Annotated in this window: 21 protein-coding genes; 10 read left to right on the plus strand and 11 right to left on the minus strand. The window is 59.8% G+C overall.

Going from position 1 to position 23,670, the window contains the following annotated elements; translation table 11 throughout:
- Positions 1 to 85: 85 nt before the first annotated feature.
- The 9 genes from hprK to kdsD all read right to left on the minus strand — a co-directional run bounded on the left by hprK (position 86) and on the right by kdsD (position 8,120).
- Complete coding sequence (gene hprK, locus ACSOSP_RS15040; RefSeq protein ID WP_031357600.1) at positions 86 to 1,054, minus strand: HPr(Ser) kinase/phosphatase; 969 nt, start codon at positions 1,052 to 1,054, stop codon at positions 86 to 88.
- Positions 1,055 to 1,253: 199 nt separating this feature from the next.
- On the minus strand, positions 1,254 to 1,745 hold the full coding sequence (gene ptsN / locus ACSOSP_RS15045; protein WP_165086018.1) for a PTS IIA-like nitrogen regulatory protein PtsN: 492 nt from the start codon (positions 1,743 to 1,745) through the stop codon (positions 1,254 to 1,256).
- Between the two features lie 472 nt (positions 1,746 to 2,217).
- Positions 2,218 to 2,577: a ribosome hibernation-promoting factor, HPF/YfiA family gene (gene hpf, locus ACSOSP_RS15050; RefSeq protein ID WP_031357598.1), complete on the minus strand. Its 360-nt coding sequence runs from the start codon at positions 2,575 to 2,577 to the stop codon at positions 2,218 to 2,220.
- Between the two features lie 174 nt (positions 2,578 to 2,751).
- Positions 2,752 to 4,278 (minus strand): RNA polymerase factor sigma-54, encoded by a 1,527-nt coding sequence (locus ACSOSP_RS15055; protein ID WP_455307873.1) that lies wholly within the window; start codon positions 4,276 to 4,278, stop codon positions 2,752 to 2,754.
- A gap of 164 nt (positions 4,279 to 4,442) precedes the next feature.
- Positions 4,443 to 5,210 (minus strand): LPS export ABC transporter ATP-binding protein, encoded by a 768-nt coding sequence (lptB, locus tag ACSOSP_RS15060; RefSeq protein WP_031357596.1) that lies wholly within the window; start codon positions 5,208 to 5,210, stop codon positions 4,443 to 4,445.
- An 11-nt stretch (positions 5,211 to 5,221) separates the two neighbouring features.
- Positions 5,222 to 5,920, minus strand: a complete 699-nt coding sequence (gene lptA, locus ACSOSP_RS15065) for a lipopolysaccharide transport periplasmic protein LptA (protein ID WP_455307874.1) — start codon at positions 5,918 to 5,920, stop codon at positions 5,222 to 5,224.
- Between the two features lie 48 nt (positions 5,921 to 5,968).
- The gene (lptC, locus tag ACSOSP_RS15070) at positions 5,969 to 6,568 is read right to left on the minus strand and encodes an LPS export ABC transporter periplasmic protein LptC (protein ID WP_455307876.1); all 600 of its coding nucleotides are present in this window, start codon (positions 6,566 to 6,568) and stop codon (positions 5,969 to 5,971) included.
- A gap of 5 nt (positions 6,569 to 6,573) precedes the next feature.
- Positions 6,574 to 7,137 carry a KdsC family phosphatase gene (locus ACSOSP_RS15075; RefSeq protein ID WP_455307878.1) on the minus strand — a complete coding sequence of 188 codons (564 nt, stop codon included), beginning with the start codon at positions 7,135 to 7,137 and terminating at the stop codon, positions 6,574 to 6,576.
- Entirely contained in the window at positions 7,137 to 8,120 is a 984-nt protein-coding gene (gene kdsD / locus ACSOSP_RS15080; RefSeq protein ID WP_455307880.1) for an arabinose 5-phosphate isomerase KdsD, read from the minus strand. The genes ACSOSP_RS15075 and kdsD overlap by 1 nt, the downstream gene beginning before the upstream one ends.
- A 180-nt stretch (positions 8,121 to 8,300) precedes the next feature.
- Here kdsD and ACSOSP_RS15085 point away from each other — a divergent pair, with 180 nt between their 5' ends.
- The 5 genes from ACSOSP_RS15085 to purU all read left to right on the plus strand — a co-directional run bounded on the left by ACSOSP_RS15085 (position 8,301) and on the right by purU (position 13,373).
- On the plus strand, positions 8,301 to 10,301 hold the full coding sequence (locus tag ACSOSP_RS15085; protein ID WP_455307882.1) for a cation:proton antiporter domain-containing protein: 2,001 nt from the start codon (positions 8,301 to 8,303) through the stop codon (positions 10,299 to 10,301).
- 22 nt (positions 10,302 to 10,323) lie between these two features.
- Complete coding sequence (locus ACSOSP_RS15090) at positions 10,324 to 10,890, plus strand: adenine phosphoribosyltransferase (protein WP_455307884.1); 567 nt, start codon at positions 10,324 to 10,326, stop codon at positions 10,888 to 10,890.
- 11 nt (positions 10,891 to 10,901) lie between these two features.
- Positions 10,902 to 11,516: a LysE family translocator gene (locus tag ACSOSP_RS15095; RefSeq protein WP_455307886.1), complete on the plus strand. Its 615-nt coding sequence runs from the start codon at positions 10,902 to 10,904 to the stop codon at positions 11,514 to 11,516.
- Positions 11,517 to 11,611: 95 nt separating this feature from the next.
- Positions 11,612 to 12,457 carry a DUF4743 domain-containing protein gene (locus tag ACSOSP_RS15100; protein ID WP_455307888.1) on the plus strand — a complete coding sequence of 282 codons (846 nt, stop codon included), beginning with the start codon at positions 11,612 to 11,614 and terminating at the stop codon, positions 12,455 to 12,457.
- 46 nt (positions 12,458 to 12,503) lie between these two features.
- Complete coding sequence (gene purU / locus ACSOSP_RS15105; protein ID WP_455307890.1) at positions 12,504 to 13,373, plus strand: formyltetrahydrofolate deformylase; 870 nt, start codon at positions 12,504 to 12,506, stop codon at positions 13,371 to 13,373.
- A gap of 878 nt (positions 13,374 to 14,251) precedes the next feature.
- Here the strand turns inward: purU and ACSOSP_RS15110 are convergent.
- Positions 14,252 to 15,325, minus strand: coding sequence for an AI-2E family transporter (locus tag ACSOSP_RS15110; RefSeq protein ID WP_455307892.1), 1,074 nt, complete (start codon positions 15,323 to 15,325; stop codon positions 14,252 to 14,254).
- Positions 15,326 to 15,413: 88 nt separating this feature from the next.
- Positions 15,414 to 18,287, minus strand: coding sequence for an excinuclease ABC subunit UvrA (uvrA, locus tag ACSOSP_RS15115; protein ID WP_455307894.1), 2,874 nt, complete (start codon positions 18,285 to 18,287; stop codon positions 15,414 to 15,416).
- A 329-nt stretch (positions 18,288 to 18,616) separates the two neighbouring features.
- Here uvrA and ACSOSP_RS15120 point away from each other — a divergent pair, with 329 nt between their 5' ends.
- From ACSOSP_RS15120 to ACSOSP_RS15140, 5 genes are all read left to right on the plus strand, one after another.
- Entirely contained in the window at positions 18,617 to 19,819 is a 1,203-nt protein-coding gene (locus ACSOSP_RS15120) for an MFS transporter (protein WP_455307896.1), read from the plus strand.
- Positions 19,820 to 20,025: 206 nt separating this feature from the next.
- A complete protein-coding gene (locus ACSOSP_RS15125; RefSeq protein WP_455307898.1) occupies positions 20,026 to 20,559 on the plus strand; it encodes a single-stranded DNA-binding protein in 534 nt (177 codons plus the stop codon).
- Between the two features lie 794 nt (positions 20,560 to 21,353).
- Complete coding sequence (locus ACSOSP_RS15130; RefSeq protein ID WP_455307900.1) at positions 21,354 to 22,001, plus strand: response regulator; 648 nt, start codon at positions 21,354 to 21,356, stop codon at positions 21,999 to 22,001.
- Positions 22,002 to 22,155: 154 nt separating this feature from the next.
- Entirely contained in the window at positions 22,156 to 22,833 is a 678-nt protein-coding gene (locus ACSOSP_RS15135) for a response regulator (protein WP_455307902.1), read from the plus strand.
- A gap of 97 nt (positions 22,834 to 22,930) precedes the next feature.
- Positions 22,931 to 23,575 carry a response regulator gene (locus ACSOSP_RS15140; RefSeq protein WP_455307904.1) on the plus strand — a complete coding sequence of 215 codons (645 nt, stop codon included), beginning with the start codon at positions 22,931 to 22,933 and terminating at the stop codon, positions 23,573 to 23,575.
- Positions 23,576 to 23,670 lie beyond the last annotated feature (95 nt).

The raw sequence follows: 23,670 nt of genomic DNA on the forward strand, positions 1-23,670 counted from the left end.
CGTTCGCTCGATGTAAAAGCACGCAAAAATTCGGGTCCGGGCGGCGGCTGAGTGCTCGAGCCGCCGGTCTTGCCAGCCTGGCTCGTCAGATCAGCTTGCCGGGGAACTGGCTCTCGGGGTCCTGCATCGCCAGGCGTTGACGATCCATGAAGTCGCGCAAGGTGTCGATACCCCGCAACTGCAGGATCGTGTTACGCACCGCAGCTTCGACCAGCACCGCCAGGTTTCGGCCGGCAGCCACCTGGATAGTGACCTTGCTGATCGGCAGGCCGAGCACGTCGACCGCCTGGCTTTCGAGCGGCAGCCGCTGAAATTCACCGTCTGGACGACGCACAAGCTGAACGATCAGCTTGAGCTTCATTTTCCGCCGAACAGCGGTTTCCCCAAAGATGGTTTTGATATCAAGCAGGCCAAGGCCGCGGACTTCAAGCAGGTTCTGCAGCAGCGGCGGGCATCGGCCTTCGACAAAATCCGGACCGAGGCGCACGAAGTCTACGGCGTCGTCAGCGACAAGACCGTGACCGCGGCTGATCAACTCGAGTCCGAGTTCGCTTTTGCCCAGACCGGAGTCGCCGGTCAGCAGCACGCCCATGCCGAGGATGTCGAGGAACACGCCGTGCAGCGTGGCGCGCGGAGCAAGAATCCGCGACATGTAGAGCCGCAGGCTGTCGATCACAGCCGCCGCGGACATGCGGGTTGTGAAAAGCGGCGTGGAGGAGCGGGTGCAGCGCAAAACCAGTTCAGGCGGCGCGCCGACTTCGCCTGCAACCACCAGGAAGGGCGGTTCGAGCGCGATCAGTTCGGCCATGTTGCGCGAGCGGTCTTCGTCGGACTGACGCTGGTAGTAGGTGATTTCGGCGTCGCCGAGTACCTGGATACGGTTGGGGTGAATCAGGTTCAAGTGCCCGACGAGATCGGCGCTCGAGGTCGCATTGGCAACGGTTTCGGTCGAGAAGCCGCGCTCCCAGCCTTCGTGTCCCGTGAGCCAGCTCAGTTTCAGCGCGGCTGCGTTGTCGTCAAAAATGCTCTGGGCGTTGATGCTGGACGTATCCATGAGGGCCGGAACTCCGAGAGAGGCCGCGAGCATGACGCAATTGAAGAGCCGGGGTTGGTCTCTTCAATGCTCCGCTCAATAGGACTGATTGTGCGCTAGAAGGGCCGCCGGCGCGAGAGGGCCGTGCGGCCTGGTCTTCGCGCCGGTTCGGCTCAACTCCCCGGCTTCAAGTCCAGCACGAGGTCTGGCTCAGGAGAGCTCAGGGCTGCCACTGCGTGAGCACCTGATACAGCGCTTCACGGTTTTCTTCAGTATTCAGGCGTTCGCGTGCATCCCGGTCGGACAGCAGTTGCGCTATCTCCGAGAGGATTTCGAGGTGCTGTTGAGTGGCCTGTTCGGGAACCAGCAGGAAGATCAGCAGCGACACGGGCTGCCCGTCCGGCGATTCGAAAGCGATCGGCTCAGCCAGGCGCACGAAGGCGGCGAGCGGATGCTTCAGGCCCTTGATGCGTCCGTGGGGAATGGCGACACCTTCACCGAGACCGGTCGAGCCAAGGCGCTCGCGCGCAAAGAGATTGTCGGTGACGATACTGCGGCCAATGCCGTTCTGGTTCTCGAAGATCAGGCCCGCTTGCTCGAATACACGTTTCTTGCTGGTGACGGACAGTCCGAGGACGACATTTTCGAGGGGAAGAAATTTGGCTAAACGATTCATGTTGGCAGGCAGATGCGTGGCCTGAATTCTCCTCATCGTGGCGGCTGCAGAACCTGCACGAAACGCTCACGGCGATTTTGGTAAGGAATGCGCGGGAGACCAAGGTCTCGCTTCACTCCGATTAACAACCCCGGTACCCGGTACTAAACTACTGACCAGACCATTATAGAACAGCGGAATCAAACGATGGTGCGGCGCGCCATACAGTGAACGCGTTTGTTGCTCGTTTGTTGCTCGTTTGTTGCTCATATCACAACGCTTGCGGCTGCGCGCCAGTTGACCCCTGTCGCTGCAAAAAAACGCTCGAAACCGGCGGTGACAAAAAAAGCCGCCTGCTTACAGGCGGCCATTTCAGGCGACTCCTCCGGGCGACTCGTGCCGACTATCGGTCCGATGGGTTCCGGTCCACGTTGCTCCAGAATCCGACGCATCGAAAACCTCCAGCCGATGCGTCGTTCAACCCTTTTGAATCGTTCCTCTAACCGTTCACGGACCCCGACGGTGACCCTTACGGCGCCGGAACTTCGCTCTCCTGCGGTTCGTGCCCGTATTTCATCGTGGCGTGTGCATGGCCCTGGATCTTGTCCTTGTGGCGGAGCACTTGCCGGTCCAGCTTGTCGACCATCAGGTCGATGGCCGCGTACATATCAACGTCACAACTCTCGATGAAAATGTCCTTGCCCTTCAGGTGCAAGTTGATTTCGACCTTTTGCCGCTTGTCCTTTTCCCTATGATTGTCGACCGAGAGGACCACACTGCCATCGATCACCTGATCGAAGTGCCGTAGCACTCTATCCAGTTTGGTGATCACATATTCTCGCAACGCAGGCGTCAATTCGAGATGGTGTCCACTGATCTGCAGATTCATAGTTGCTCTCCAAGCTAATGGCCGCCTGGACGCTATCACGCTGCCGAAACCGGTCGCTGCAAGCCCGCACGTGTCCATTCTGTGGAACGGTGGTACGGAACGGGAATCGCATCGGCCAGCTCGCTCGCGCTTTCGCGACGCGGCCGGTAAAGGCCCGCCGCAACATGCAGCGGGCTACAGAGACTTTCGCAAATTCACTGCCGGGATTTTCAGAGCTTCGCGATATTTGGCCACCGTGCGGCGCGCAACCACGAATCCCTGTTCTGCCAGCAACTCTGCGATGCGGCTGTCTGAAAGAGGAGATTTTGAGTCTTCGGCTCCTATCAGTTGCTTGATGAGTGCCCGGATCGCCGTAGACGATGCCGCGCCACCCGTGTCGGTTGAAACGTGCGATCCGAAGAAGTACTTAAATTCAAGCGTCCCGAACGGGGTCAGCATGTACTTACCGGTTGTCACACGTGAGACAGTGGATTCGTGTAAACCCAGCGTATCAGCAATCTCCCTCAAAACCAAGGGCCGCATTGCAATTTCGCCGTGCGCAAAAAAGTTCTTCTGACGCTCCACAATGGCTTGTGCAACGCGAAGAATCGTCTCGAATCTTTGTTGAATATTCTTGATCAGCCAGCGCGCTTCCTGGAGCTGCTGACGCAACGAACCACTGCCCGGATCGCCTCGATTGTTGCGCAAAATATTCGCATAGAGGTGATTGATGCGAAGCCGCGGCACGATTTCCGGATTCAATTCTGCTGTCCAGCCGCTCGACATCTTGCGCACCAGGATGTCAGGTACCACGTAATCCGCTTCGCTCTTCCCGAACGCCGCGCCAGGGAACGGTTCCAGTGAACGAATCAGCAAATGGGCGTCGCGCAAGGCGTCATCGGATGCCTTGAGCTGCTTGCGCAAACGCGTGAAATCGCGTGCCGCCAGCAATTCCAGATGGTGTATCACAATATCGAGCGCCAGCGTGCGGATGGGTGACGGCTCCAGGCGCAGCAACTGCAGCTTCAGGCATTCGGACGCAGAACGTCCGCCCACGCCCGGCGGATCGAAACTCTGCAGGAGCGCGAGCGCCGCGCTCAGTTCGTCCACATCGACTTCCAGCTCGTCCGGCAAATCCGCCTTCACTTCTTCGAGCGATGACGTGAGGTACCCGTCTTCATCGAGCGATTCGATCAGGAAGGTAATGAGCGCACGATCGCGCTGATTCGCCTTCGTCATGCGCAGTTGCGCGGTCAGGTGGTCGCGCAGCGTAGTCGTGGATTCGTGGATCTGCAGCGGCGGCAGGTCATCGTCGTCCGAACCGCTGTTCGAGCGGCCGTAATCCTCCAGATTCCACGAACTCGAATCCGTTCCGTTGTCCGACGAACTCATGCCGTTGTATTCGTCTACACCCTGAGGCTCGCCGTTTTCGGAGCGGTCGGTCGTGGTCGTGCTGCTGCTGCTCGACGACGTGCCGTTGCTCATCATGGGATCGGGCGCGTTCACCGACGCCCCCGACGTGATCAGCGAGCCGTCCGCCGCCACGCGCAGCGGGCTGGTCGTCCAGTCGTCCTCGTTCTCGAGCAGCGGATTTTGCGCGACAGCCATCGCGACCTCCTGCTGCAGTTCGAGCGTCGACAACTGCAGCAGCCGGATGGACTGCTGCAGTTGTGGGGTCAGCGCAAGATGCTGCGACAGGCGGAGTTGGAGGCTGGCTTTCATGGCAAGGTTTTAATCATTGTAGAGAGTTTGCCACGGGCGCGACACCTCGCGGGGATCGACCAAAAACAAGTGCCGCCTCGCGGGCGGCACGTAAGATTTGCTGGCGGCGCGGGACGCCTTTCACAACGGTGTTGCAAGGGGCGACGGACGCTACGCCCCCGCGCTCACATGCGGAAATGTTCGCCGAGATAAACGCGCCGGACACTCTCATTTTCGATGATATCGCTTGGCGCGCCTGCTGCGAGCACGCTGCCGTCGCTGATGATGTAAGCATGATCGCAGATGCCGAGCGTCTCGCGCACGTTGTGGTCCGTGATCAGCACGCCAATGTTGCGCTGCTTCAGGAACTTCACGATCTTCTGGATTTCGAGCACGGCGATCGGGTCGACACCGGCGAAGGGTTCATCCAGCAGGATAAACGCCGGATTGGTCGCGAGCGCACGGGCAATTTCCACCCGTCGGCGTTCTCCGCCCGACAGTGACAACGCCGGGTTTTCACGTAGATGCGCGATCTGAAGTTCGTCCAGCAACGCTTCCGCGCGGTCCGTAATGGCCTGCTTGGAGAGCGGCTTTTCGCTTTCGTCCGTCTGCAGTTCAAGCACCGCACGAATGTTCTGCTCGACGGTGAGCTTGCGGAACACGGACGCTTCCTGCGGCAAATAAGAGAGCCCGAGGCGCGCACGCTTGTGAATGGGCAGCAGGCTGATTGACGTGCCGTCGAGCAGGATCTCGCCTGCATCCAGCGGCACCAGCCCGACGATCATATAGAACGACGTCGTCTTGCCCGCGCCGTTCGGCCCGAGCAGCCCGACCACTTCCCCGCTTTTCACATCGAGCGAGACGTCTTTCACGACCGTGCGCGAGCCGTAGCGTTTCTTCAGATTGCGGACGGTGAGCGAACTGCTCGTGCCGGCCGGCTTACGATGAGGCATGGCGGGCGAATTCACGGCTGCTGCGTTCCTTGCATCTTGGTGGACGGCGTGAGGGTGGCCGGCGCGCCGGTCAGCGGCGCGGCGCCGCCGTTACGCGGGGCGAGCATGGCGCGCACGCGGCCGGTCGGGTTGCCCGGGCCGGCGACGTCAGGTCCGGCTTTCGCCGTATAGAAGTCCTTCTGGCCGTCGTAGGTAATCACGCTGCCGTGCACTTCGTCCTGGATTTTGGTGAGGCCCACGAGGCGGCGCACCACGGCACGCGTGGTTAGCGTAGTGAGATCCTGCTTGCCGTCGTAGTCGATCCGCACCGCATTGCCTTCGATATATTCATCGAGCCCATCGCGTTTCTGGCGGAAATACGACAGGTTGCCGCCGGTGGAGGTACCGGTTGCGTACTGATATCCCTGCGGGTCCTGCGTTACGTCCACACGGTCAGCTTTGATGATGATCGTGCCTTTGGTCGCGACAACGTGGCCGGTGAAGATGTTGACCTGCTTCAGGTCGTCATAGGTCATGTTGTCCGCTTCAATATTCAGCGGCTTGTCGTTGTCGGCGCGTTCGGCGTGCGCGGCGGGGGCGAATGCCGCCAGGGGCAACGCCACGCTCATTGCCGCGATCCCGAATTGCACGATACGTGCGGCGCGGCGCAAAAAAGCAGCGCGCGCTGCGCACAGACGGCCGGATTCGGGTCGGAGAAACGGTTTGTTCATGCAGTCACACTTGAATGGATTAAGCGCAATTCGTCGGAACTGCCGGGGTTATTTGGATGAGGTGCCGAGGGTATCGGAAGCGGCGATCTGGCCGCGCACCGTCCCGAACAGCTTCATCACCCGGGTCGCGTTGTTGTAGTTCATGCCGTCGCCCGTCATCACGGACGGACCGCGCTGAAGTTTAACCGGCTTTTCCGTTTCGATGACATCGTCGTTCACAAGGATGCGAAAGTGCGTCGAATCCGCCGTCATCTGCGGGTCGCCGTAGCCTGCCACGCGCAAGATGTGGGCGTTTTCGTACAAGTCGACGATCGAGACATCGCCATTCACCGTACCGCGCTCGGACGTTGCCGTCACCGTGGGCCGCAGCGGCTGGAACATGCGCATCGCAGGTTTCGTGAGGTCGCTGACTTCATCGTCCTCGTAATGGACCATCGAAATCGCGGTCAGCCGGTATTGCGTCGTGCCCGTGGTGTCGAGTTCCGAGACCGAAAAATTGGACGCGAAATAGTCGGGCGCGTGTTCCTTCGGGCGCTCGGGTTCCTGGGGCTTGGGCATCGTGGCCTGCATGAGCCAGTACGTGATGCCCGCGAGCACGGCCATCACGACCACGGGCAGCGCTGAGGTCAGTTTCTTGGGTCGTTGCATGGGATTCAGGTTCCGATAGCCGCGGCAAGCAGGCCGTCGTAGCGATTCTGCGCGCGCAGGATGGTGTCGCACACTTCGCGCACCGCGCCTTCGCCGCCGCGTTTTGACGTGGCGAAATGTACTCGGTTCAGCACTTCTTCATGCGCGTTGGCGGGCGCCGCTGAGAAACCGCACAGCCGCATCACGGCGAGATCGGGCCAGTCGTCGCCCATGTAGCCGCATTCGGTGGCCGGGATGCCGGTGGTTTGCAGCAATTCGGCGAGCGCGATGGTCTTGTCGGCGACGCCTTGGTACAGGTGCGTCACACCCAGCTCGCGCGCCCGCGCCGCCACAATGCCGGAGTTGCGACCGGTGATGATCGCCGTCTGCACGCCCACCGATTGCAGCAGTTTCACGCCATGGCCGTCGAGCGAATTGAAGGATTTCATGGCGTCGCCGTCGGCGCTGAAAAACAGGCTGCCATCGGTGAACACGCCATCGATGTCGAAAATCATCAGCTTCACGCGGCTCGCGCGCTCGTGCGCGTTTTCCGTCACAGCAACATCCGGCGTGAAAGACAAGGTCGACATCAGATTACCTTCTTGGAAAAGAGGTCATGCATGTTCAGGGCGCCGATCAGGATCGCGTTTTCATCGACGACCAGCATCTGATTGATGCGATAACGCTCCATCAGTTCCACAGCTTCCACCGCGAGATGGTCCGGACCGATCGTGCGCGGATTACGTGTCATGACGTCGATCAGCGGCAACGCGCGGAAATCGCCGTCGCGCTGAAGGATCCTGCGCAGGTCGCCGTCGGTGAAGATGCCTTCCACGTGACGCTTTTCGTTGACCACAGCCGTCATGCCCATGCGCTTGGCGGTGATCTGGAAGAGGGCGTCGGAGACGGTGGCGTCAAGCGGCACTTCCGGCACTTCCGACCCGACACGCATCACGTCGCGTACGTAAGTGAGCAGGCGCCGGCCGAGTGCGCCGCCCGGATGCGAGCGGGCGAAGTCCTCGGGGCCGAAACCGCGGGCGTCGAGCACGGCGACCGCGAGCGCGTCGCTCAACGCAAGCACGGCGGTCGTGCTCGCGGTAGGCGAGAGATTCATCGGGCAGGCTTCTTTATCGACGTGCGCATTCAGGTGCACGTCGGCGAGTTTCGCGAGGCTTGATTCCGGCCGCCCGGTGATGGCGATCAATTTTGCCCCGAGGCGCTTGATGATGGGCAGAATGGCAACGAGTTCCGCGGTTTCGCCCGAGTTCGACAGCGCGATGAACACGTCGTCGGCGGTCACCATGCCGAGGTCGCCGTGGCTCGCTTCGGCAGGATGAACGAAGAAGCCGGGCGTGCCGGTGCTCGCGAGCGTAGCTGCGAATTTGCGGGCGATATGCCCGGATTTGCCGATACCCGATACCACCACGCGGCCCTTGCATCCGAGCAGGAATTCGACGGCGCCGGTGAAGTTGTCGTCGAGATGGGCGGACAAGCCGCGCACAGCGTCGGCTTCAATTTCGAGCACGGTGCGAGCCAGCGCGAGTGCCCGGTCGCCATTGATTTTCGCTATCATGCGCGGAGTATAACAAAGGCATCTTTGCGCCGCGCCGGACCCGGGGCGGCTTCCAGCCGCTCATCCGCCCCCGCAAGGCCGTGTGTTTTGTTGCGTGCATCGCTCGCGCGCGTTAAAAAACACAAGATCCGGATGTGCTCATCGAGCCGCCATCCGCCGACAAACGAGGACGCTAGACGGATGACTTCCCCGCTTGAAATGACGTTGCTATTGCTGCTGTGTTCAGTGGCAGGGGTCGTCGTATTCCGCTTTTTCAACCTGCCGCCCATGTTGGGTTACCTGGCGGTTGGGATCATCGTGGGACCGCACGCTGCCGGCATCGCGCCGGATAGCGATCGCGCGCAGCATCTGGCCGAATTCGGTGTGGTGTTCCTGATGTTCTCGATCGGGCTTGAGTTCTCGTTATCGAAGTTGCGTTCAATGCGCCGGATCGTGTTTGGTCTGGGCGCCAGCCAGGTCGCCGGGACGATCGCGCTGGCGCTGTTGTTCGGGTGGATCGCCAACTTCTGGACGGACATGTCGTGGGAGGCGAGCATCGCGCTGGGCGGCGCGTTGTCGATGTCGTCCACCGCCATCGTTTCGAAAATGCTCGCCGAGCGGCTCGAACTGGAATCCGAGCATGGCCGGAACATCTTCGGCGTGCTGTTGTTCCAGGATCTGGCTGTGGTGCCGCTGCTGATCATCATTGCCGCGTTTGGCAACGGGAATTCGAAGGAGCTGGCGTTCTGGCTCATGCTCGCGGCCGTCAAGATCGTGGTCGCGTTGACGGTGCTGCTGTTCATCGGCCAGAAGTTCATGACGCGCTGGTTCAACATAGTCGCGCGCCGGCGTTCGCAAGAACTGTTCATGCTGAACCTGCTGCTGGTCACGCTGGGCGCGGCGTTCATTACCGATAAATTCGGCCTTTCGCTCGCGCTCGGCGCGTTTATCGCGGGCATGCTGATCGCGGAAACGCCTTACCGGCATCAGGTGGAAGAGGACATCAAGCCGTTCCGCGACGTGCTGCTCGGGCTGTTTTTCGTGACCACGGGCATGCTGCTCAATCCGCGCGTGATCTGGGAACATCCGTTTCTCGTGGCGGCGTTTTTCTTCCTGCCGATCCTGCTGAAAGCCGTGATGATCACCGGCCTCGCCCGGCTGTTCGGTTCGCCGCCAGGCGTGGCGATGCGCACCGGGCTCAACCTCGCGCAAGCCGGTGAGTTCGGGTTCGTGCTGCTGAACCTGATCCTAGATAAACATCTCGTCGAGCCGGTGCTGCTGCAAGCCATCCTTTCGTCGATGCTGCTTTCCATGCTGGCCGCGCCGTTCATCATCCAGAACGCCGACCGGATCGTGCTGCGGCTGTCGTCCACTGAATGGTTGCGGCAGTCGCTGCAAATGACGCGGATCGCGACGCAAAGCATCAAGCAGAGCGGGCACGTGATCATCTGCGGCTATGGCCGGGCGGGGCAGAATCTGGCGCGGATGCTGGAACATGAAGGTCTTTCGTATGTCGCGCTCGACCTGGATCCGGATCGGGTTTCAGCAGCGGCCGCGGCGGGTGAAAGCGTGGTGTACGGCGATGCCGGGCGGCGCGAGGCGCTGGTTGCAGCCGGCATACATCGCGCGGCGACTGTCGCGATTACCTTCGCGAACACGCCGTCCGCGTTGCGCGTGCTGCACAGCATCCACGAGTTGGAGCCGACGTTACCGACCATCGTGCGTACCGTCGATGACGCCGATCTGGAAAAGCTGATTGCATCGGGCGCGACGGAAGTGATTCCGGAAATCGTGGAAGGCAGTTTGATGCTGGCGTCGCATACGCTGGTGCTCATGGGCGTGCCGATGCGGCGCGTGGTCCGGCGCGTGGAAGAAATGCGCGATGAGCGTTACAGCTTGCTGCGCGGATATTTTCACGGCGCGGATGAAGACGACGATGAGCGGCGCGAACAGGTCCGGCTACAATCGGTTCCCGTCGATGAAAACGCCGACGCAGTTGGCCGCACGCTAGATGAGCTTGGACTGGTGGGCGACGGCGTGGAAGTGACGGCCATTCGCCGGCATGGGATTCGCGGCGTGGCGCCGGACCCGGACACCAAGCTGCGGGCGAGTGACATTGTGGTGCTGCGCGGTTTGCCCGAAGCGTTGCAGCAGGCGGAAGAACGGTTGTCGCGCAATCGCCGTGCGGGCGCGGTAGCCTGACGTTTTCCAGGAGACATCAAACATGGCTGAGTTCGCAGCGCCGCTGGCGCCCAATCCTGCCGCGTTTATCCGTGAACGGATTCGCACGGTGCCGGACTGGCCGCAGCCCGGCGTGCAGTTCCGCGATATCACGCCGGTTTTGCAGGATCGGCGAGCATTGCGCACGCTGATCGACATGCTGGTGCAGCGCTATATAGATGCACGAATCGATACCGTCGCGGGGCTCGATGCGCGTGGTTTTATCATCGGGCCAATTCTCGCTTATGAACTGGGCCTGGGATTCGTGCCGATCCGCAAGAAGGGCAAGTTGCCGTTCAGGACGTTGTCGCAATCGTACGAACTCGAGTATGGCAGCGCGACCGTCGAAATCCACGAAGATGCGTGCAAACCGGGCGAGCGGGTGGTGCTGGTCGACGACCTGATCGCAACCGGCGGCACGATGATGGCCGGCAAGATGTTGCTCGAACGGCTTGGCGCGGTGGTGGTCGAGGGAGCGGCGATTATCGATTTGCCGGAGCTCGGCGGGTCGAAACTCTTGCGCGAGTCAGGTTTGCCTCTCTATACGGTCTGCGAATTCAGCGGCCACTAATTTTCTGAAACATGCCTAATTTCCTTCTGTTTCTCGCGGCTTCAGTTGCCATTACCATGGCGCCGGGTCCTGACAACCTCCAGGTGCTCGCGCGCGGCATTTCGCAAGGGCGTGCGGCCGGCTTGGTTGCCGCGCTTGGATTTGCCGCCGGTATCTCATTTCACACGACGCTCGCCGCGCTTGGCGTAGCAGCCTTGCTCAAGTCTTCTCCAGTGGCTTTCGAAGCGGTCAAGCTGGCTGGCGCGGCTTATCTGGTCTGGATTGGGATCAAGGCGATTCGCAGCAAGGGTTTGTCGAGTGCGCACGAGCGGCCCAGCCAGCCGTTGGCGGTGGTGTTTCGGCAAAGCGTGATTGGCAATTTGCTGAATCCGAAAGTGACGCTGTTTTTTATCGTATTCCTGCCGCAGTTCGTTAATCAGCATGGCGGGCAGAGCGTCATGTTGCAGATGTTCGAACTCGGCGGCGTGTTCATGTTGCAAACGGTGGCCGTGTTCTCGATTTTTGGCGTTGCCGCCGGGATGATCGGAGCCTATTTGAAGCGCCGTCCGAAGGTGGGCGTGTGGCTCGACCGGCTGGCCGGGGCGACGTTTATCGGGCTGGGGATCCGCGTGGCGTTGAAGAATTGAGAGAGGCTTCGTTCTGAGCTGAGCGGGAAATACTTCGGCCTGCCGCGAACGAAACCCCCTGTACAATTTCCGGCTTTGCGTCGCCGGAGCCCATCATGAGCTTGCCTGCCATTGTCGCTGCGCGTCGTTTCGATGCTTCGGCGCACCTCCCGTTTTACATCGGCCGTGAACGGGTCGGCTGGATTCGCCGCACTGACGCGCCCGCGCTGCACGCCTGGCCGGATGTGTTTCATATCGATCAAACATCGATTCATCTCGCCGAATCCTTCTCCGATCTCAACACACGCAGCGCCGCGCTCGGCGCAGTAATCGGCATGCTGGCGGCCGACGGCCGCATCCCCGGCTGGCGCAACGAAACTTACGCCATCCGCAATGCCTTCGACGCCGAGCCGCTTGCGTTCATCGAACGGGCTGCGTCGCGGTTCTTCGGCACAATGACGTACGCTGTCCATTTGAACGGTATCGTCGAAGCGCCGGGCCGCGCGCCGGAGCTCTGGATCGCCCGGCGCAGCGAAACAAAAGCGACCGATCCAGGCATGCTCGATAACGTGGTGGCAGGCGGTATCGGCTGGGGGATGGCGATTGAGGAAACGCTCGTGAAGGAGTGCTGGGAAGAAGCGGGCATGCAGCCGCAGCTTGCCGCCAAGGCCGTGCGCGGGCGCGAGTTCTACGTGCTGCAATCACTGCCCGAAGGCACGCAGGCCGAGCTGATTTACGTTTTCGACCTGAGCTTGCCCGCCGATTTCGCGCCGCGCAATCAGGATGGCGAAGTGGGTGAACATCGACTCGCGCGCATCGATGAAGTCGCGCGATGGATCGAAGAGGGCGCAATGACAGTCGATGCCAGTCTGGCCACCCTGGATTGCCTGCTGCGCCGCAAGTGGATAGACGAAGACGCGTGCGAGGGTATGCCGGCGATTTATTTGCCGCCGGCGGTTTGAACACGCGTTGAATGTGCTTTGAAACATCTCTAAGGAGTATCGGTTCATGTCGACCGAACATAGTTTTATCTTGAAGTTGTCGTGTCCGGATCGTCCCGGCATCGTGCATGCCGTGTCTGGATTCCTGTTCGATCTCGGCAGCAATATTCTCGATTCCGCGCAATTCGGCGACAGCCACACTGGCGAATTTTTCATGCGCGTGCATTTCCAGCAGGTCGGCGGCGACCCCGGTCTCGCTGCGTTGCGCACGTCGTTCAGCGCGCTCGCCGACGGATTCGGCATGCACTGGGAACTGCACGATGCATCGGTGAAGCCGCGCGTGATGATCATGGTGTCGAAGATCGGGCATTGCCTGAACGACTTGCTGTTTCGATATCGCACGGGTCAACTCGGGATCGAGATTCCGGCGATCGTTTCGAATCATCGGGATTTCTATCAGCTCGCCGCCAGTTATGACGTGCCGTTTCATCATCTGCCGTTGATTGCGTCCACGCCTGAAGGGAAGGCTGCGCAGGAAGCGCGGGTGCTGGAGATCGTCGATCAGGAGAAGATCGATCTCGTCGTGCTCGCGCGTTATATGCAGATCTTGTCGCCGGGAATGTGCGGGGCGCTCAATGGCCGGGCGATCAATATTCACCACTCGTTCCTGCCGAGCTTCAAGGGCGCCAGGCCGTATTACCAGGCGTTCGATCGCGGAGTTAAGTTGATTGGTGCTACTGCGCATTACGTGACGACGGATCTTGATGAAGGGCCGATCATCGAGCAGGGAGTCGAGCGCGTGGACCACAGCATGACGCCGGATCAGTTGACGGCAATCGGACGTGACGTGGAATGCGTGACGCTGGCGCGCGCGGTGCGGTGGCACGTGGAGCACCGGATCGTGCTGAACGGGAGCAAGACGGTGGTGTTCAGGTAGGGGCGTTCGCACTTGTTTTAGGGGGGGCGATCGGGGTCAATGCCGGGGTGCTAGGTTTTGGGGTTAGCGGTTTTGGGTCATTGCGGGGTTGTTGCTTTCAGCGTTAGCGGTCTGCAAGAGTTGGCTATTTTCTTTATCACTATTAGCCACTGTGCGTGGCGGCACGTCATTTCTTTGTCCAAAGCGACAAAGAAACGAAGCAAAGAAAACGCTTTCAGAACGAGGGCTCGTAAGTTGACCTAGCGTGCACTTTCCAAGTTTTTGGCACCCCAAAAGCACGGTGCTCGCCAGAACCACCGATGTGTGAAACCCTCCTTCTCGCGAATTCTTACACGCACACGCTTCGCCCCGTACGCTCTCGGGCAAGCACGCTTGCCAAGGAAACCCGCACGGCCTCACGCATCGTCGCGGCCTCATTTCGTGGTGGATTGACTACGTGGTTCGGCATGCGTACAAATTCGAAGGGTGGTTCACGCGGATAGCGCGGGGTGCACCTTGGGCAGGTTCAATCACTGGTGGCGAAGCGTGTGGGTATCCGTGTTCGGAGAAAGAGGGTTTCACACATCCGTCGCTCTTGCGAGCACCGTGCTTTTGGGGTGCCAAAAACGCCGAAACTGCACGCTAGGTCAACTTATGAGCCCTCGTTTTGAAAGCGTTTTCTTTGCTTCGTTTCTTTGTCGCTTTGGACAAAGAAATGACGTGCCGCCACGCACAGTGGCTAAAAGTGGTAAAGAAAATAGCCAACTCAAGCAGACCACTAACGCCGAAAGCAGCAACCCGGCACTGACTCAGACCGCTAACGCAGGAACCTGGCAACCCGGCATCGACCCTGGCCATCAACCCCCATCCGTCCACCGGCGCGAGCGAAAACCCCTCCCTTAAACCAGCCTCAAATAAACCAGCTCGCGCTTGAGATAAGCATAAAAAATCGGCGCGGCAATGACGCCCGGCAGTCCAAAAGCGGCTTCCATCGCGAGCATTGCCAGCAACAATTCCCAGGCGCGCGCCTCGATCTGCCCACCTATGATCCGCGCATTCAAGAAGTATTCGAGCTTGTGAATGATGATCAGGAAGGCCAGCGAAGCCACAGCGGTCCCGAACGACACCGACAATGAAATCCCCACAATGATCGCGTTCGAGACCAGGTTACCGATCACCGGCAACAACCCGACAATAAACGTCACCATCACCAGCGTCTTCGACAGCGGCAGCCGCTCGTGAAACACCGGCAGCGCAACCAGCAAGTACAACGCCGTGAACGTGGCGTTGATCGCGGAAATCTTGACCTGCGCGAAAACGATCCGGCGAAACGCTTCTGAGAAACGCGTTACACGCGTCACGAGCGCCGTAGAAAGCGGCAGCCGATGTGTCGTTCGCGGCACGCCCACCGCGATAATCGCGCCCACGATCATGCCGATCAGCACATGCCCAAAACCGCGGGCCGCGTCTTTCCCACCCTGCTGCAACATGGCGGCATGCGTTTGCATCAGCTCGGTCGCCTTGTCTTTCATCTGCTCTGCATCGACAGGAAGGTAGTTCGCGATCCAGTCGGGCACCTGCAGGCGAGCATGCGACGTCAGCTTCATCAACTGATCGAGAAGCTTCTGGACGCTCGGGACATCGCGTTGAAAATGATCGATGAGCAAGATCGTCCCGCCCGCCAGCCCTCCCACGATCACTGCCGCCACGATCACGACCGAGACCCAGCGCGCCCGGCCACTCGTCATGGTCTTTTCGATCAGCGGTGCAATGGCGTGCACGAGCTGAAACACGAGCATTCCTGCCAGCAGCGCGCCGAGCAACTGCAAATGCAGCACGAAGAACAAACCGGCGAACGCGGCGATATAGCTGCCAATCTCGACCGCCGACAACTTCGGCATGCTCATATCGCTTGTCAGCCGGACGGGCCGGACAGCGGGCCTGCTTTCGGCCGCTTCGTTGCGCTTTGCCATGAATCCTTCTGTCTCCTGCCGCTAACGGGTTATGGACTGCCGCAGCCCGGACGGCGCGCGGCTCCTGGTTGCGGTGTGGGCGAATCTGTCATGCGGCCGATCTCGGCCTTTGCAGCAAAGGCGCAAGATACCGGCCCGTAAAACTGGCCTTCGATTGTGCGACATGCTCCGGCGTCCCCTGCGCGATGATCTGGCCGCCGCCGGCGCCACCCTCCGGACCCAGGTCGATGACCCAGTCCGCAGTTTTTATTACATCCAGATTATGCTCGATGATTACGACAGTATTACCCTGATCTCGCAGCCGGTGAATCACTTCGAGCAACAGCGAGATATCGTGGAAGTGCAGGCCGGTGGTCGGTTCGTCGAGAATGTAGAGAGTCCGACCCGTATCGCGCTTGCTCAGTTCCAACGAAAGCTTCACGCGCTGCGCTTCGCCGCCCGACAACGTGGTCGCTGACTGACCCAGCCGGATATACCCGAGACCCACATCGAGCAAGGTTTTCAGCTTGCGCGCGACGATCGGCACGGGCTTGAAAAACTCGTAAGCGGCTTCTACCGTGAGGTCGAGCACCTCGTGGATGTTCTTGCCCTTGTACTGGACGTCGAGCGTTTCCCGGTTATAGCGCTTGCCGTGACAGACGTCGCAAGGCACGTAGACGTCGGGCAAAAAGTGCATTTCCACCTTGAGCACGCCATCACCCTGGCACGCTTCGCAGCGCCCGCCCTTCACGTTGAACGAGAAACGGCCGGGATCGTAACCCCGTTCCTTCGATGCCGGCACACCCGCGAACAACTCGCGGATCGGCGTGAACAAGCCGGTGTAGGTCGCCGGATTCGAGCGCGGTGTACGGCCGATCGGCGATTGATCGACGTTGATGACCTTGTCGAAGTGTTCCAGCCCTTCAATCGCCTCGTAAGGTGCGGGTTCGGCGGACGAACCGTACAGATGCTGCGAGACCGCGTGGTAGAGCGTGTCGTTGATGAGCGTGGATTTGCCCGAGCCGGACACTCCTGTCACGCACGTCAGCAGCCCGACCGGCAGATCCAGCGACACGTGCTTCAGGTTGTTGCCGTACGCCTCGATGATCCTCAGCCGCCGTTCATCGGGCGGCGTGCGGTCGGTCGAATAGCTGATGCTCCGTTTGCCCGACAGATACTGTCCGGTCATCGAATTCGGGTCGTTCTCAACGTGCTTCGCCGTCCCTTGCGAGACAATTTCGCCGCCGTGCACGCCCGCGCCCGGACCCATGTCGACAACGTAGTCGGCCATGCGGATCATGTCTTCGTCGTGTTCGACCACAATCACCGAATTGCCGATATCGCGTAAGTGCTTGAGCGTGGCGATAAGCCGGTCATTGTCGCGTTGATGCAAGCCAATGGACGGTTCGTCGAGCACGTACATCACGCCCGTCAAGCCCGAACCAATCTGCGATGCCAGCCGGATACGCTGCGCTTCGCCGCCGGAGAGCGTTTCGGCGCTGCGTTCCAGCGACAAATAATCCAGCCCAACATTGTTCAGGAACGTGAGCCGCGCGACGATTTCCTTGATGACCCGATCGGCGATCTCGCCCTTCGCGCCTTCCAGGTGCAGCGTGTGAAAATAGCCGAGCGTCTCGCGCAGCGGCCAGCCGCTCACTTCGTAAATGGCGCGCGCGTTTTCGCCCGTGCCGAGCTTGACGTTGCGCGCTTCGGTCCGCAGCCGCGTGCCGTCACACGCCGGGCACGCCTGGTTGTTCTGATACTTCGCCAGTTCCTCGCGGACCGCCGCCGAATCCGTTTCCTTGTAGCGGCGCTCCAGACTCGGGATGATCCCCTCGAACGCATGCTCGCGGACCGTCGTGCGGCCGCGCTCGTTGATATACGAGAACGGAATGACCTCTTTGCCGGAACCGAACAGCAGGATCTTGCGGACGTTTTCGGGCAGATCCTCGAAGGCCGCGTCTATATCGAAGTCGAAAAACGACGCCAGGCTTTGCAGCATCTGGAAATAGAACTGGTTGCGCCGGTCCCACCCTTTCACCGCGCCCGCCGCAAGCGACAGCGACGGATGCGCGACCACCCGCTTCGGATCGAAGAACGTGATCTGGCCGAGGCCGTCGCATTCGGGGCACGCGCCCATAGGGTTGTTGAACGAGAACAGGCGCGGCTCGAGTTCCTGCAGCGAATACGAGCAGATCGGACAGGCGAACTTCGAGCTGTAAAGATGCTCTTTCTCCGAATCCATTTCGAGCGCGATGGCGCGGCCATCGGCGAGACGCAGCGCCGTTTCGAAGGATTCCGCGAGCCGTTGCTTCATGTCCGGCCGCACTTTCAACCGGTCGATAACAACATCAACCGTATGTTTGTCGTTCTTCTTCAGCTTGGGCAGCGACTCGATTTCGTAGATCTTCGCCACGCCTTCGTTCGCCGTTCCCCCGCCCGAACGCACCCGAAACCGGATGAAACCCTGCGCCTGCATGGCCTCGAACAATTCGAGGTGTTCACCCTTGCGATCCGCCACCACGGGCGCGAGGATCATCAGCTTCGTTTCCTCGGGCATGGCGAGCGCGGCGTCGACCATTTGCGACACGCTTTGCGCCTGCAGCGGGATGTGGTGGTCCGGGCAGTGCGGCGTACCGACGCGCGCAAACAGCAAGCGCAGGTAGTCGTGAATCTCGGTGACCGTGCCGACTGTGGAGCGCGGATTATGCGAAGTCGCCTTCTGTTCGATCGAGATAGCCGGCGACAATCCTTCGATCAGGTCGACGTCCGGCTTCTCCATCAACTGCAGGAATTGGCGCGCGTAGGCTGACAAGCTTTCGACGTAGCGGCGCTGGCCTTCCGCATAGAGCGTGTCGAACGCGAGCGAAGATTTCCCCGAACCCGACAAGCCCGTAATCACGATCAGCTTGTGACGCGGCAAGTCGAGATTGATGTTCTTAAGGTTGTGGGTACGAGCCCCACGAATACGAATTTCTTCCATGAACCGGGCGGAAAGTAAGGGGGCTAAACCTGCTACTATAACGACTTTTCGAGGGCGCGTTGCCCGCGCTCATCGGCGTCAATCAAGCGTGCGGCGGGGTTGCGAAGGGTGTTGGCTGATTACCGATGGTCCACTAATGGTCCATTTCAGCCGTGCTCGGGCGACAATCGGACGACTTTTGCGTGCTGCCCTGACGCCAAGTTGAAATAGGTCCAGACGCTTCAGCCACCCGTCTCATATAGTGCCGTTCCGGGCAACCACAAGGCGGCCGTGCTTGAGTTCCGCGTCCGCGCGCACGGCCAGACGCGTTTCCACATTACCTCGTCCCGATGTCCAATCCGTCTGCTACGTCCACACGTTTGAGCGCGCCCGAGTTGCGTGCGACCGTGTCGCTTGCCGCGATCTTCGCGCTGCGCATGCTCGGTCTCTTCATGATCATGCCGGTGTTTTCCATTTACGCGAAAACCCTTCCCGGCGGTGATAACGTGCTGCTGGTCGGCATAGCGCTCGGCGCTTATGGCGTGACGCAATCGCTGCTGTACATTTTTTATGGCTGGGTGTCCGACAAGCTCGGGCGCAAGCCGGTCATCGCGTTCGGACTGGTTGTGTTCGCCATCGGCAGCTTCGTGGCGGCGATCGGCCATTCCATGACGTGGATCATCGTTGGCCGCGTGATCCAGGGCATGGGAGCGGTATCGTCGGCGGTGCTCGCGTTTATAGCTGACCTGACTTCTGAAGAAAACCGCACCAAAGCCATGGCCATGGTGGGCGCGAGCATTGGTGTGTCGTTCGCGGTGGCCATAGTCGGTGCGCCGATCGTGTTCCAGTGGGTCGGCATGAGTGGCCTGTTCACGCTGATCGGCTTTTTATCGATACTCGCAGTCGGCGTCGTGATCTGGGTCGTCCCGGACGCACCCACGCCGCCAGTGCACGTGAAGGCGCCGTTCGCCGAAGTGCTGCACAACGTGGAATTGCTGCGCCTGAACTTCGGTGTGCTCGTGTTGCACGCTACCCAAACGGCGCTGTTTCTTGTTGTGCCGCGCATTCTGGAAGCGGGCGGTTTGCCGGTGGCAGCCCATTGGAAAGTCTATTTGCCCGTGATGGGCCTGGCATTCGTCATGATGGTGCCGGCCATTATTGCCGCGGAAAAACGCGGAAAAATGAAGGCCGTGATGGTCAGCGCCATAGGTCTTATCCTGATTGGCCAGTTGTTACTCGGCGCCGCTCCGCATACCCTGTGGTCAGTGGCCGCGGTTTTGTTCGTGTACTTCCTGGGCTTCAACGTACTGGAAGCGTCGCAGCCGTCGCTCGTCTCCAAACTCGCGCCTGGCACGAGAAAGGGGGCGGCGGCAGGCGTCTACAACACAACGCAGTCCATCGGCCTGGCCATTGGCGGGGTGATCGGTGGCTGGCTGCTGAAAGTAGACGGGCAAAGCGCAGTATTTTTCGCGTGCTCAGGGTTGGTTTTTGCATGGCTGATCGTGGCGGCGAACATGAAACCGCCGCCGCAGAAAGTCCGGCGCACGGTTTAAACGGGTTTAGTTAAAGGGTTTTGGGTCTTGGGTTTTAGTTTCGAGTCGGGCGTGTTTCGCCGTGCTGGCGAAACTTTGCCGCAACGTGGTGCATGAGGTTTGCTGGTTTGTAGATCTTGCTGAACAGGTCGACTGCCACCGCATGTCGCGTTGCGAGTGCACCGCATCAGATCAAATTGAATTGAATTGAATCAACTGGAGAAATCATGGCATCCGTCAATAAAGTCATTCTCGTCGGCAATCTGGGAGCCGATCCGGAAACGCGCTATCTGCCGAGCGGCGACGCCGTGGCCAACATCCGCCTTGCCACCACCGATCGCTTCAAGGACAAGACGTCCGGCGAGATGAAGGAGCTGACGGAATGGCACCGAGTATCGTTTTTCGGCCGGCTGGCTGAGATCGTCAACGAATATCTGAAGAAGGGCTCATCGGTGTATATCGAGGGACGGATCCGTACCCGCAAGTACACCGATCAAGCAGGCGTGGAAAAGTACGCGACGGAGATTGTCGCCGAGCAAATGCAAATGCTGGGTGGACGCAGCGGTGCAGGCGGTGGCGGTGGTGGAGATGAAGGCTACAGCAGCCGTGCGCCGGCCGAGCGCAGCGGCGGCGGTGGTGCCAGCCGAGGTGCTGCAGCGGGTGGACGTCCGGCGGGCGGCGGTAACGCTGGCGGCGCAAGCCGTCCGAGCGCGCCGGCAGGCGGTGGTTTCGATGAAATGGACGACGATATTCCGTTCTAAATCTGCACATCCGCAGTTTTTGCTCTGTTTGACTAAAAAGCCCGCCTCGTGCGGGCTTTTTGCGTTATCCGCATGTCGATGTAATGAACCATCGATCGCTGGCGTTCAGCGCACCTTGCCGGTGCCGATGCGGTTCGGCGATGATATCGGGAAGATATGCGTTGCAATCGCGCCACGTGGCGACGCGCCAGCACGCGATGGCCGAGAAACATGAAGCCAAGAAAAAATGGCCGATCTGAAACGGAGGATGCCTCCGCTTTCACTTCGCGTGCGCCGGCGTACGGCCCCGGATGAATGCCGCACCGGATCTATTCATCACCAGAATGAAAGGCGGCCGGGCAGGCGATCGCGCCATTTCGTGATGAATTTCAACAAAGCCCAGTCTCGGCCACGCGCTCTGTCGACAGGTACATATTGCCGTCTTTCGCGTAATCGTTGGATTGCAAATTAAGAATCGAATTCGAGCATTGTTTCTAAACCGGGTGGATTAGGATAATTCGTATAGAACTGTCGGCTATTTGAAAACTACTCTGATCCACGTTGAATCGTGCAATGCGCCGTGATGGCCACAAGCAGCCCATAGCAAGCAAAGCAACGCATAGCCGCGCGTTGACCCGCGCCGCAATAAGACAAGTCTTGGAAGTAACGCGCTGTATAGCGGGAACATTGAGAGTGTTCCTATATAGGGCGGTCGATCGCCGTGTTCTTATGTGCAACGGCGCATTACCAAATCGATCGTTGCCAGCCGGCGCGGATTCAACCCGAAGTGCATACAAAAAAACTGAGAGGCAGCATTGAAACTGCGAATCGTTTTGGCGGACGATCATCCGTTCGTTTTGCTTGGCATTCGAGCCACGTTCAGCATGGATGAAAATCTGGAAGTCGTGGCCGAAGCTGCAAGCGCTGCGGAGCTGCTGAGGCTGCTCGCGTACACCCCGTGTGACGTGCTGGTGACCGACTTCGCCATGCCCGAGCAAGGCTTGCAGGCGGAAGACGGCCTGCGCCTCATCAAGCGTTTGCGGCGAGACTGGCCGGCCATCAGCATTGTCGTGCTGACCAGCATGAGCAACGTCGCCATCCTCCGGTCAATCCTGGCCGCTGGTGCAATGAGCCTGCTCAACAAGGTCGAGTCCATGGACGAGCTCGCGGCGGCAGTGAGGTTTGCAGGCGTTGGACGCCGTTACCTGAGCACGTCGATCGTATCGGCGCTGGCGGTAGCGGGAGCAGAAACCGACGGTCTAGGAGAGGGCCCGCGCCTGTCGCCGCGGGAGATTGAAGTCGTGCGGATGTTCGCGAGTGGTTTGTCGATCACCGAGATCGCACGTTTCATGCAACGCGATGTCCGCACGATCAGCCGGCAGAAGCGCGACGCCATGGGCAAGCTCGGGGTCCAGAACGATCCGGGATTATTCGCGTTTGCGCGCGCACATGGGCTGACGTGATGCTGCGGATCGCGAAAGGCTTTCGGAGGCATCTTATGTCGATCATGGCGCGGATCAACGATCCTTCAGCGGGCCGGGCGAGCACCGGCAAATTGAAACCCGCCCCGAGCGGACGCATCACCTGGGCGAATTTCAGGTTAGAAGAGGTTAGTAAATGATTGCGTTCACTCAACGAATCAGATTAGCGGTAGCGGACGATCATCCATTAGTTGTTCTTGCCATCGAGCGCCTGATCGCTAATGCGCAGAACATTGAAATTGTATGTCGCGCGCAGGATTCAACGGGGCTGGTCGAAGCACTCGAGAATCAGGAGTGCGACGTTATCATCATGGATTTCTACATGCCGGGCGGCGAGTATGGCGATGGTATCGACTTGATCAAATACATCGTCGAACATCATCCGGAATCGGCAATCGTCGTTCTATCCATGACGAGGGATGCGGACCTGATCGCACGTGCGCTCGATGCGGGCGCCAACGCGGTGGTCAGCAAGCAGGATCGGCTCGAGCTTATCTACGTGGCGATCGTGACGGTGCTCGCGCACGAGGATTATCTTGGACCGTCCGTGCGCATACTGCTCGCGGACGCGAATTCGGCAAACCGGGTGGATCTCATTCGACAAAAACTCACGCGCCGTGAACTCGACGTCATTGCCCGCTATGCCCGCGGTGGCAACGTCACCGAAATTGCGCGCGAACTCGGCCGCAGCGTCAAGACAATTAGCGCGCAAAAATGCGCCGCGATGCGCAAGCTCGATTTATCGACGGATGCCGAGCTTTACCGTTTTGCATTTGACAGTGGCCTGGTCCAGGCACAAATGCTGGGGGCGTAGCCAGCGGCATTAAAAGTCTTCGCGATGCAAGTACGACTTGTATCCATCGGGCCCAGGAGACACGTGGGCCATCACGTACCAGGCGTATAAAACAAAAATGGATTCCAAAATCCGGATTATCGTGGCAGACGATCATGCTGCGGTGCGAGAGGGCATCCGCATCTGGCTCGAGCGAGACCCGCGAGTAAAAGTAGTGGCTACGGCTGTAGACACTGAATCGCTCGCAGACCGGATCGACAGCTTTCCATGCGATGTCGTGATATCCGACATTGGCATGCGAGGCATCAATGGCGAAAACAACGCCATAGCGTATCTACGGCGTTTCCTGAGGCAGGTGCTGCGGCCGCGCGTGATCATCGTGACCATGATCGCGCAGCCCCAAATGCTGACGGGGTTGCTGGAACTGGGTGTGGACGGCCTGGTCGACAAGCGCGATTGCATGGAAGCGCTGAACGGGGCCGTGATCGAGGTGATGGATGGCGGACGTTTCGTTTCGAAGCACGCGGGGGAGCTCCTGGGCAACGAACTCGTCAATACCGGCGGTCGTGCCGGCGTACTGAGCGCCCGCGAATGGCAGGTTTTCCAGTTGTACGCGAGCGGCTTGTCGCTACTCAGCATCGCGCAACGTCTGAAGCGCAGCGTGAAAACCATTGGTACGCAAAAACGCAGCGCGATGCGTAAGCTTGGGCTGAGAAGCGAGACCGAACTGATCGATTATTTGAGACAAATCGGCCTCGCGTAACGATGAAACTACGTCAAGATTCCTTTTGCAATCGACACTACCGGAATTGGATGGCCAGCAAACAAACGCTCATTGTTTCTCAGAAATATTTAGGA

The organism is Caballeronia sp. KNU42, from assembly GCF_053760385.1.

Excerpts from the sequence above, each read along its gene's own strand:
- ACSOSP_RS15095 (WP_455307886.1), top strand. The coding sequence starts at position 10,902 with ATGCCTAATTTCCTTCTGTTTCTCGCGGCTTCAGTTGCCATTACCATG.
- ACSOSP_RS15125 (WP_455307898.1), top strand. The coding sequence starts at position 20,026 with ATGGCATCCGTCAATAAAGTCATTCTCGTCGGCAATCTGGGAGCCGAT.
- hprK (WP_031357600.1), bottom strand. The coding sequence starts at position 1,054 with ATGGATACGTCCAGCATCAACGCCCAGAGCATTTTTGACGACAACGCA.
- uvrA (WP_455307894.1), bottom strand. The coding sequence starts at position 18,287 with ATGGAAGAAATTCGTATTCGTGGGGCTCGTACCCACAACCTTAAGAAC.
- purU (WP_455307890.1), top strand. The coding sequence starts at position 12,504 with ATGTCGACCGAACATAGTTTTATCTTGAAGTTGTCGTGTCCGGATCGT.
- ACSOSP_RS15120 (WP_455307896.1), top strand. The coding sequence starts at position 18,617 with ATGTCCAATCCGTCTGCTACGTCCACACGTTTGAGCGCGCCCGAGTTG.
- ACSOSP_RS15110 (WP_455307892.1), bottom strand. The coding sequence starts at position 15,325 with ATGGCAAAGCGCAACGAAGCGGCCGAAAGCAGGCCCGCTGTCCGGCCC.
- ACSOSP_RS15075 (WP_455307878.1), bottom strand. The coding sequence starts at position 7,137 with ATGTCGACCTTGTCTTTCACGCCGGATGTTGCTGTGACGGAAAACGCG.
- ACSOSP_RS15090 (WP_455307884.1), top strand. The coding sequence starts at position 10,324 with ATGGCTGAGTTCGCAGCGCCGCTGGCGCCCAATCCTGCCGCGTTTATC.
- ACSOSP_RS15055 (WP_455307873.1), bottom strand. The coding sequence starts at position 4,278 with ATGAAAGCCAGCCTCCAACTCCGCCTGTCGCAGCATCTTGCGCTGACC.
- ACSOSP_RS15100 (WP_455307888.1), top strand. The coding sequence starts at position 11,612 with ATGAGCTTGCCTGCCATTGTCGCTGCGCGTCGTTTCGATGCTTCGGCG.
- lptC (WP_455307876.1), bottom strand. The coding sequence starts at position 6,568 with ATGCAACGACCCAAGAAACTGACCTCAGCGCTGCCCGTGGTCGTGATG.
- ACSOSP_RS15085 (WP_455307882.1), top strand. The coding sequence starts at position 8,301 with ATGACTTCCCCGCTTGAAATGACGTTGCTATTGCTGCTGTGTTCAGTG.
- ptsN (WP_165086018.1), bottom strand. The coding sequence starts at position 1,745 with ATGAGGAGAATTCAGGCCACGCATCTGCCTGCCAACATGAATCGTTTA.
- ACSOSP_RS15140 (WP_455307904.1), top strand. The coding sequence starts at position 22,931 with ATGGATTCCAAAATCCGGATTATCGTGGCAGACGATCATGCTGCGGTG.
- ACSOSP_RS15135 (WP_455307902.1), top strand. The coding sequence starts at position 22,156 with ATGATTGCGTTCACTCAACGAATCAGATTAGCGGTAGCGGACGATCAT.
- kdsD (WP_455307880.1), bottom strand. The coding sequence starts at position 8,120 with ATGATAGCGAAAATCAATGGCGACCGGGCACTCGCGCTGGCTCGCACC.
- lptA (WP_455307874.1), bottom strand. The coding sequence starts at position 5,920 with ATGAACAAACCGTTTCTCCGACCCGAATCCGGCCGTCTGTGCGCAGCG.
- hpf (WP_031357598.1), bottom strand. The coding sequence starts at position 2,577 with ATGAATCTGCAGATCAGTGGACACCATCTCGAATTGACGCCTGCGTTG.
- lptB (WP_031357596.1), bottom strand. The coding sequence starts at position 5,210 with ATGCCTCATCGTAAGCCGGCCGGCACGAGCAGTTCGCTCACCGTCCGC.